Below are 8700 nucleotides of genomic sequence, written 5' to 3'. Positions count from 1 at the left end.
CTGGCTCAGCGCCAAATCCGACCAGCCCACGTCATTGCTTGGTCAACTTGGCGACGCGCCCACCAAGCCGCAGCTCGACAAGCGCATCTCAAATCCAAAGAGCAACTGTAATGTTAGGTAATAGAGGACGAGGAGCGTCGCCAGCAGAACGACGCCGAGGATCGCAAGACGTGGATCGAAGCTATGAACCCGGGACAGGCCGCGGCCGATACCGGCGGCCGGAATGATGTGAGCGCCGGCCCAGGCGAACGCCGAAACGACGTTGATGACGCTGAACCAACCAAAGTTCATGCCCACCATGCCGGCGATGCCCGGCACGACCGCTTTCACGCCGGGAACGAAGCGGCCGATGAAGATGCTCTTGCCGCCATGTCGCCCGAAGAATGCCTCGCCCTTGTCGATCAGCGCGCCATAGCGGCTGAACGGCCAGACGGAACGCAGCCGCCCCTTGAAGTGGTGGCCGACCCAGAAGGAGAGCGCATCGCCGACCACGGCGCCGGCGCTGGCTAGCAGCAGGATCGGCAGGAACGGAAGTTTGCCGGCTCCCACCAGCCCCCCGGCCGCCACGAGGACGACGGTGCTCGGAATGAACAGGCCGATCAGGAACAGGGCTTCGCCCAGACTGACGAAGAAGACGACCGCGAGCGCTGTCGGCGTGTGTTGGGAGATCAAATCGACGATGGTCTGCGTCATGTCTGCGTCACCGGTCGGCTTGGACGGACCCCGCGGGTCCATGAAACAATTCGCCCACCGAGAAGACATGGCGACGACGGGTCTGGCCCTTCGAGCGACAGGGCACGGGGCACGATCCCGACGCCCACATTAGCGTTCTGCCGGCCGTGGCGCGATCCCGGCCTCGATAGCAACCCGTGTTCGTGGTCAGATGTCCGAAACTATACGCTTCCGTATAGTTCACAATTTTGGATTGACCGACTCCCGCAAATGAAAGCCCCCCGAACGCGTCGGGGGGCCGCATGTGGTTGGCGAGGCGTAGACCGGCCTATTTGCCGCCCTCGCCTGCCTCGCCGTCCTCGGACTCCTCCCGGTCGGCTGCGCCGGATTGCTCGTCCTTCTCGTTTTCCATTTTGGGATTTTGGTCGACGGCGCCGCTCGTCATATCGACGAGAACCGTCTTTATCGTACCGTCGGCTTGGGCGAGCTCGATCTCCCAGCCGTTCTGGCCGGCCTCGTCAGTCAGTCCAGCGTCGACGGCATTGCCGCCAGCGGCCTTCTGGGCGGCGTTCACGGCCTGCGCAAGGTTTACCTTGGCGCTGGTGACCTTTGAGAGGTCCAGTTTGGTCTCAGCGCCATTGTCGTGCTTGGCCGCCATGGCCACACCGCCGGCACCCAAAAGCATGGCAGTGCCGAGGATCGCGGCGCTCGTGCGTTTCATCGTCTGCATCTTGATTTTCCCTTTGATCGAACCGGCGTGATTGCCCGGTCGATCTCAAGGTGGTGAGCGGACATGACCTCGAAAGCTCCGCGACTATACGGATCGGTATGCGAGTTGGGGCGGCCAAACGAATCAGGCCGGCACAATGCCGGCCTGATTCTTCCGATTTTGGAGCGACGACATCCGCGGCTCGCTGCAATCACCTAGCGCCTGCTCCTTCGGACAGCGCAGGCGGAGGCCGCCGTGGGGCGGGCCGGGCTGAGCCGGCCCGCTTCTGCGAATGTCATGAGCAGACTGGACCCGATGCGATCGCCTGTCGCTGGTCGGAAGCCCACTGTTCCCAGCTCGACGCATCCCCGGGCACCAGACCCGGATTGGCCTTATTCGCTGCCGCATAGTGCGCCTCGACATTCTCGCACTGACGCGGTGCCGATGCCGCCGCGTCAGTGCGATCGGCCGGGCTGAATCGCGCCGTCAAACGCCCGGCGATCTGCTGTCGGTCGACACGATGGGAGCCCTGGGTCAAGACGCTTTGGTCGTTTGCCATCGAAGGCGTCGCAATGGCGAGAGGTGCCGCAATGGCACCCGCTGCGATGAGAGATAGAGCTACGGATTTGAACGTGTTCATGATGTCCTCCTGTGGGAGCGATGATCCGCTCTGAGGAAGAAGATAAGACTCGAATATTACGGTGGGCGGGCCGGGCGGTTGTGGTTTTGTAATGACGCGATGCGGAAGATCAGCCGTCCGACAAGCGTTCCTCGCCCGAATGTTTGCCAAGCACGACCAAGAGAAGCGGCGTGGCACCGCGGAGCGTATTCTCGGCAGCGCATCGCCACCCGATTGGCTCGGATCGGGTGGCGATATTTGCAGCCTCCCGCAGGGACGATTCGCCATTCGGCATCGTGATTTAGGCGTCTACTTCCACGACCTGCGACGTCTTGATCCGGTCGGCGCGCGTGATGGTGAGGTAGGTGACCAGCCCGGCGATCGTGATCAGGAACAGAACGCTGGTCCCTGTCGTCCCAAGGCCGAGCCCGCCATTGCCCACTGGTTGTGACAGAAGATCGCCCATGGAGGCTCCGAACGGCCGCGTCAGGATGTAGGCGACCCAGAAGGCGAGCACCGCGCCCACGCCCAGACGGTGACCGAGATAGACGACGGCGATCAGAGCACCGAAGATCACCGCGGACGTGCCGTAACCCAAGCCAACGCTTTCCGCGACGAGATCCCCCGCCGAGGTGCCGAGAGCGAAGGTGAAGAGGATCGCCGCCCAATAGAACAACTCGCGCTTCGTCGTGAAGATCGAGTGGATGGAAAGCGTCTTCTCGCTCGCATACCAGGCAGCAAAAACCAGTGCCAGACCCGTTCCGAATAGTATCGTGGTGGTCGCGAGAGTGATGCCGAGATCATCGACGAGATAGTCCGAGACCAGGGTTCCGACAATGCTCACCAGGACGACGACGAGCCAGTAGCTTGTCGGTACGTATTCCCGCAGCCTGAGTTGGCAGAAAAGGACGATCAACAAAAGCGTGCCCATGATCAGGGACGTCATGACAAGGCCGAGGCCGATATTGAAGATGAGGAAGTCGGCGGCGGTTTCGCCGACGGTCGTAGCCATGATCTTGATCACCCAGAATGCGAGCGTGACCGCCGGCACCTTGTTCAGCATTTCCCGCGTGAGGCTTCTTTGGGTTTCCAACGGTCTGTCTCCTTCGAAGGACGTTGCGCCGGATGGCGCGCAGGATCACGCGAGGCTTTCGGCGTCGCGCTGACGGATTGGGGAGAGCGCGTAGGCGATCCGGAATCCGGCAACCGCTAGTGTCTCCATGGGCGGGACCGACATACTGGAAAGCGACACACGGCAGACGTTGCCGGCCCCTCTCGAGAGCCTTCCCGCCCGACACCGGTCTTAGGAGGTCAGGCTGGAGAGCGCTTTTCTCCGGCTATACCGTTTCGCAATCTTCGCCGGCGGCGGATGTGGCCGATTTTGGCGGTGGCGGGAAACCAACCCGCATCAACAGGCCGGGCCGATTGTCCAGGGCCTCCACCGTCGCGCCGTGGAGCTCGGCGATGGCCGCGACCAAGGCCAAGCCGAGGCCGCTGCCCGGTGTCGTGCGGCTACGGTCGAGCCGATAGAGACGCCGGAAGATCTTGTCGCGTTCGGCTTCCGGAATGCCTGGCCCGTCATCGCCGATCTCCAAGACCGAACCGGAGGGTGTCTGTCGCAGGGCCAGTGTGATCCGTCCCGGCGAGGGTATGTGGTTGATAGCGTTATCGACGAGATTGGCGATCAGCTGAGTCAGAAGATCGGTATCGCCCTCAACGGAAACGCCCGGGGCTATGTCGGTTGACAGCCGATGCCCGGCATCGACAGCGACCTCCGTGTAGACGTCGGCGAGTTTCTCGCCGAGACCGGACAAATCCACCAAGCCGAATTTCGCCCGCCTCGCTCCGGCTTCGATCTGCGAAATCCGCAGCAACGCGTTGAAGGTGTCGATGATCGCATCGGTCTCCTCGACCGCGCCGTCGATCGCCCGCTCATACTCCGACGCGCCCCGGGGCTTCCGTCGCGCCGTTTCCAGACGCTGACGCAGTCTTGCCAGCGGCGTTCGCAGGTCGTGGGCGATATCAGTGGACACCTGCTTGAGGCTTTGCATCAGTACCTCGATCCGCGCCAGCATGCCGTTGATGTCGGTGGCCAAACGGTCGAGTTCGTCCCGCCTTGGCGAAACCGGCAAACGGAGGTCGAGACGGCCGGAGACGATCTGGCGCGTCGTCGCCGCGATCTCATCGACACGGCGCGACGGCCCGATGCTGACGATGTAGCCGCCGATCAGCGCCAGCAAAGTGGTGGCGAGGCACCCCCAAAGCAGCGCCGCGAGGATAATCTCCTGAGTCTCGTCGATCAGATGGGAATTGCGGCCGGCGAGCACCCTGTAGGGTCCGAGGACTTCCCCGGAGCTGAACAGCCGGACTTCGCCGTCGGCATTTTGGGCCGCGGCGAGCTTGAGATTGGCATTCGCCGTAACGTCGCCATCGGCGAGCTTGCGGTCCGCCCATCCACCGGTCCACAGACTTGCCGCGATATTGCCCGCGAGGACTTCGCCATCGGGACCGAGTAGCAAAAAGAAGCGGTCGTCGGCCGCGCTTTCCGATCGCTCGATGACCTCGGAGCGCAGCCCGTCAGGGCCGTCCTGGACAAGCGCCCTGCGAAACGCCGCCATATCATCGTTGATCGAGGATCGCACGATCCCCTGCATCTCCGAGGTCGCTGCGACGTAGGTGGTTCCCATTATGACGAGCACGGATGCGACGAACAGAATCGCGTAGCCGATCGCCAGCCGGAACGACGTGGTGCGGAACTGCTCAGGAAGCGGCATTCAAGACGTAACCTGATCCGCGAATGGTTCGGATCATTTCAGTCGCGAACGGGCGGTCGACCTTGGCGCGAAGCCGGCTGACATGGGTTTCGACGACGTTGGTCTTGGGGTCGAAGTGGAAATCCCACACCCGTTCGAGCAGCATGGTGCGGGTGAGAACACGGCCGCGATTGCGCAACATGTATTCGAGCAGACGAAACTCGCGCGGTTGCAATTCGATCGCCGCCCCGGCCCGTTTGACCGTCCGGGCGATCAGGTTCATCTCCAATTCGCCGACCTTCAGCACAGCCTCCTCCTTACGGCTGGGTGCCCGTCGTCCCAGTGCATGGATACGCGCCATCAGCTCGGAAAAGGCGAAGGATTTCAAGAGATAGTCGTCCCCGCCTGCTTCCAGACCCTCCACGCGATCGTCCACGCCGCTGACCGCGGTCAGGAATATGACCGGCGTGTCCTTGCCCGAGGAACGCAGCGCCCTGACGATCGACAGTCCATCCAGGCCCGGTAGCATGCGGTCGATGACCATCACATCGTATTCGCGCGTGCAGGCCAGTTCCAGTCCTGTCGGCCCGCTAGTGGCATGGTCGAGATCATGACCGTCCTCACCGAGTCCGCCGGCAACGTAATCGGCCGTGGATTGGTCGTCTTCGATCAAAAGAATTTTCATGGCCGCGCCTTCTGACCCGCCTTTGCGGACTGTTCGGAGGACCATTTAGCTGCGAACAGCGCGAACGCGTTGTCCATGGCGGCGGTCCGGCTTCCGAACCACGGGAAATGACCGTATCGCCAAGAGAGCTGATCCGCAGCCTCCGTGGCCGTATCGCCGACCACCGCGTACTCGAAAATGGCCGATGCCAGGCCACTGCGATCGGCGCCGCCCTGGCAATGGACCAGAATCGGCTTGGGCGCATCCTTCATGATCCGGGCGATCCTCGTCATTGTTGCCATGTCCGGAACGCTCCGCGCGGAGATCGGAACCGCATAATAGTCGATGCCGTATTCCGCGGCCACCAGCGTTTCCTCGCGCGACCATGCTTCCAGCGGATGGACACCCCGCAGGTTGAGAACCGACCGAATGCCCTTTTGCCGGATCAGGGCCTCGAGATCGTCGTCGTCGAGTTGGCCTGATCGATAAAGAATCTCAGGCTCGACGGTATGAACATTGCCGGTCGCCAGAAGATAGCCGGCATAGCCCGCCGGCGGACCAACGAGAATGGCCGCGGCAAGGGCTAAGAGGCCGTTTCGAAACCCTGCCAAGACCAGCCTCCATGGTTCACCCGGGACGCCCAAACCCGCGGAAATCGGGTATCATGTCATTGCGGAGCGACCATCCGAGGGGCCTTTGAACCCGCCGCAGTGAGTTTCGAAACGGACTCTAAGACGCGAAAGAGAGTTCTGGAATTGCGCATGAGGAGTCCGGAGTTGCTCCGACTCCACTAGGCGACCCAAATCACTGGCAACTGTCCCAGGCTATACGAATTCGTATAGTCGGCAGCGGCAGTCGGGGGCATGCGCCGGTTGTTGGGCTTGCCTGCCTAGGCTCAAGCCAAGCGAGATCATCCCAGGTCACCTCGACAACGTAGGTGTCACAACCTGCTGATATCGCTCAGCTGCTTTTCGCCCACCCTCTCAGAGGCGCCACCGATGGGGATTCCCAGATGCGGATCTGCGGCGTTTCGGCCGCCGCCAAGCAGCCGACTGCTCAGCCATGGAAATCTCCGCTCTCGGGCTGGACCGAAAGTTGGCGACGGCCGGCTCAAGTCAGGTGAGCGCCACTGACGACCCTTTGCAACCGCGCCGCCATGGGAACCGCGGGGTCTACGCGTTCGGCGAATTCAATCCTCTCGGGGGAAACAAAGTAACGTCTGCGGCGTTTCCTCTCATCGAAGCAATCGGGGAAATAATCCGGCGCCCAGCCGGACCAAGGGAGAGCGACATGGCGACCAACACCGGCGAAGGCTATCGCAAGGGCTCCGTTACCGGCCGCACGCAAATGGAGCGTAAGGACGGCACCTATCAAAAGCGCGACGAGCGAACCGGCGAGTTCATGGAGGTCAAGCAGTCGGAGGGCAAGTTCAAGGGCGTCTCCAAGGAGCCGGACGGCCGCGACACCGGGAATTCCTGACGCCGCCGGCATGATTTGTCGCCGGACTTGCTCCGGGGATCAGGAACGGAGATGGCTTCCGACGGGCGGACGCAAGTGTCGTCCTTGCAATGGGGCGCTATAACCGGCCTTGAGCGGTTTCGTGGTTCCAAGCCTCATCGCCGCCATGCCCGCCGCCCTTATTACGGCGGGCGGCAGCGGCTCGCAGGCGCCTAGAAGCGGGCGCGAATACCCGCCAGAACCCGGTGCGCGGCAACTTCCACCTCGAACGGCGCCGTGCCGGTTCCCGGAAAGGTCGGGAACGTGAATTCGAACTCGGCGTCCTGACCGTAAGTGAAGTCGTATTCGGCGATCAGGTCAAACCGTTCGGACAGCGCGATCGCCGCGCCAGCGCCGATCCGACCTGCGAAAACGGTATCGGAATCGTCGGCCACACCGTTGAAGGTCGTGCTCGATGTAACGTTGTCGAGCGAAATGTGGACGGCACCGACCCCGGCCTTCACATAAGGGCGGAATACGCCGAACGGCCCGAACTCGTAGGCCGTCTCCGCAAAGACGTTATAGGCCTCGATATCGCCGTTCAAACTGTCGCGGAACGGCGCGAACACGCCCTGGTTCAGCGTTTCCGGCTCCATCCTCGCATAGGCCAATTCGACGCCGGCGCGCCAGTTGGGGGTCAGATAGATGCCCGCCTCCACCGCGATCGCATAGCCGGTGTCGTAATCGATCGACCCGTCGATTCGCTCTACCCGGAAAGGGGTCGGCGCCGACGTGAAGTCGTTGTCACCAATGATCGGCCCGGCGCCGCCCTTCAGCCCGAGATAGAAGCTGTAGGTGGACGCCGGCTCGAAAACCGGCGTCGTGTCGGTTACCGTGACGACGTCCGCCGCATTGGCCCCCGACGCGATCAACGTGACCGTAGTCAAAGCGGCAAACAACTTCACACCCATTATCTATTCCCCTACCGGACAAGATTCCGCCGGACCGTAAGCGCGGCAGGCAAATCCACCAAGCCCGCTTCGCCGCCAAGTCCGACGTTCTCGGCAATTGTGGCGAGAGCGCCACAATTGCCGACGTGGGTCTGCTTTGCGTTCCGGGCGACAGCTGTCGTCCAGCCGACATCTCGTGATTGCTTTCCTTGCGGCCATCCGGCAGATTTTGAATTTATTCCGTTGCGGAAGGATGCCTCTGTGTCGATCCGCCTGCTATCGTCCCTCGCCCTGCTCCTCGCACTCACTGCCCCCGCGGACGCCGCTCAAAAGCGGCCGCCTTTCTCGTCAAGGTGCAGATCGCCAGCGCCTGCGAAGGCGGGCGCGGCTCGATCGACCCGGCCGGCGTCATCGAACGCGATCTCGACGGCGACGGGCGCAACGATTTGATCATTGCCCATGAGGCGATTTCCTGCACAAGCGGTGGCCAGTTCGGCCGCAGCGCATTCTGCGGCATGCAGGTCTGTTCGGTGAATTTCTACCTCCGCCGGGGGCCCCTGCTACAACTCGCCCATGAAATGCTCGGCGGCGACGTCACGGTCGGCGGAGGCCGCGTCCCGGCCATCTCTATGTATGCCCATGGCGGCAGCCGGGGCGCGGTCCAATGGAACGGCAGGAGCTTCGACTGGGGCTCCTCGCCCCCGACGGTGCCGCTCCCCGAAAACAGAGCCCCCTCCCCGATCATTCCTTTCTCCGCCGTATTGTTGACAATCGACAATATGGCTTGATAGCAAAGGTGAGAATAGGATGCCGGTGAGGCACCGCGCCGGTGCGATCGAGCGCTCGGGCCATGCTGGCGACATCGCGCCACACCACGGCGCCGGCGCTTCCCACGA

Annotated in this window: 9 protein-coding genes; 2 read left to right on the top strand and 7 right to left on the bottom strand. The window is 62.6% G+C overall.

Annotation, left to right across the window (positions count from 1 at the left end):
* Window positions 1-42: 42 nt before the first annotated feature.
* The 6 genes from VQ044_RS09275 to VQ044_RS09250 form a co-directional block, all read right to left on the bottom strand.
* Window positions 43-693 (bottom strand): DedA family protein, encoded by a 651-nt coding sequence (locus VQ044_RS09275; RefSeq protein WP_327646865.1) that lies wholly within the window; start codon window positions 691-693, stop codon window positions 43-45.
* A 307-nt stretch (window positions 694-1000) separates the two neighbouring features.
* Window positions 1001-1402, bottom strand: a complete 402-nt coding sequence (locus VQ044_RS09270) for a PepSY domain-containing protein (RefSeq protein WP_327646863.1) — start codon at window positions 1400-1402, stop codon at window positions 1001-1003.
* A gap of 899 nt (window positions 1403-2301) precedes the next feature.
* On the bottom strand, window positions 2302-3093 hold the full coding sequence (locus tag VQ044_RS09265) for a COG4705 family protein (protein ID WP_442872895.1): 792 nt from the start codon (window positions 3091-3093) through the stop codon (window positions 2302-2304).
* A 244-nt stretch (window positions 3094-3337) separates the two neighbouring features.
* On the bottom strand, window positions 3338-4774 hold the full coding sequence (locus VQ044_RS09260; protein ID WP_327646862.1) for an ATP-binding protein: 1437 nt from the start codon (window positions 4772-4774) through the stop codon (window positions 3338-3340).
* Window positions 4761-5438, bottom strand: coding sequence for a response regulator transcription factor (locus VQ044_RS09255; protein WP_327646860.1), 678 nt, complete (start codon window positions 5436-5438; stop codon window positions 4761-4763). The genes VQ044_RS09260 and VQ044_RS09255 overlap by 14 nt, the downstream gene beginning before the upstream one ends.
* Window positions 5435-6028 (bottom strand): tyrosine-protein phosphatase, encoded by a 594-nt coding sequence (locus VQ044_RS09250; RefSeq protein WP_327646858.1) that lies wholly within the window; start codon window positions 6026-6028, stop codon window positions 5435-5437. Before VQ044_RS09250 ends, VQ044_RS09255 begins: the two co-directional genes overlap by 4 nt.
* 679 nt (window positions 6029-6707) lie before the next feature.
* Here VQ044_RS09250 and VQ044_RS09245 point away from each other — a divergent pair.
* A complete protein-coding gene (locus tag VQ044_RS09245) occupies window positions 6708-6896 on the top strand; it encodes a hypothetical protein (RefSeq protein ID WP_327646856.1) in 189 nt (62 codons plus the stop codon).
* A gap of 191 nt (window positions 6897-7087) precedes the next feature.
* On the opposite strand, the gene VQ044_RS09240 is transcribed toward VQ044_RS09245, so the two are convergent.
* Window positions 7088-7825 carry an outer membrane protein gene (locus VQ044_RS09240; RefSeq protein ID WP_327646855.1) on the bottom strand — a complete coding sequence of 246 codons (738 nt, stop codon included), beginning with the start codon at window positions 7823-7825 and terminating at the stop codon, window positions 7088-7090.
* Window positions 7826-8157: 332 nt separating this feature from the next.
* Between VQ044_RS09240 and VQ044_RS09235 the strand changes: the two genes are divergently transcribed.
* Window positions 8158-8592, top strand: a complete 435-nt coding sequence (locus VQ044_RS09235; RefSeq protein ID WP_327646853.1) for a hypothetical protein — start codon at window positions 8158-8160, stop codon at window positions 8590-8592.
* Window positions 8593-8700: the final 108 nt, after the last annotated feature.

The organism is Aurantimonas sp. C2-5-R2, from assembly GCF_036549495.1.
Classification (GTDB): Bacteria; Pseudomonadota; Alphaproteobacteria; order Rhizobiales; family Rhizobiaceae; genus Aurantimonas; species Aurantimonas coralicida_A.
Note: the sequence above shows the minus strand (reverse complement) of the source record. Positions and strands in the feature narration are given on the sequence as shown.

What these genes read in the sequence shown, in the direction of transcription:
- VQ044_RS09275 (WP_327646865.1), bottom strand. Translation starts at nt 693, where the DNA reads ATGACGCAGACCATCGTCGATTTGATCTCCCAACACACGCCGACAGCG.
- VQ044_RS09270 (WP_327646863.1), bottom strand. Translation starts at nt 1,402, where the DNA reads ATGCAGACGATGAAACGCACGAGCGCCGCGATCCTCGGCACTGCCATG.
- VQ044_RS09260 (WP_327646862.1), bottom strand. Translation starts at nt 4,774, where the DNA reads ATGCCGCTTCCTGAGCAGTTCCGCACCACGTCGTTCCGGCTGGCGATC.
- VQ044_RS09255 (WP_327646860.1), bottom strand. Translation starts at nt 5,438, where the DNA reads ATGAAAATTCTTTTGATCGAAGACGACCAATCCACGGCCGATTACGTT.
- VQ044_RS09245 (WP_327646856.1), top strand. Translation starts at nt 6,708, where the DNA reads ATGGCGACCAACACCGGCGAAGGCTATCGCAAGGGCTCCGTTACCGGC.
- VQ044_RS09240 (WP_327646855.1), bottom strand. Translation starts at nt 7,825, where the DNA reads ATGGGTGTGAAGTTGTTTGCCGCTTTGACTACGGTCACGTTGATCGCG.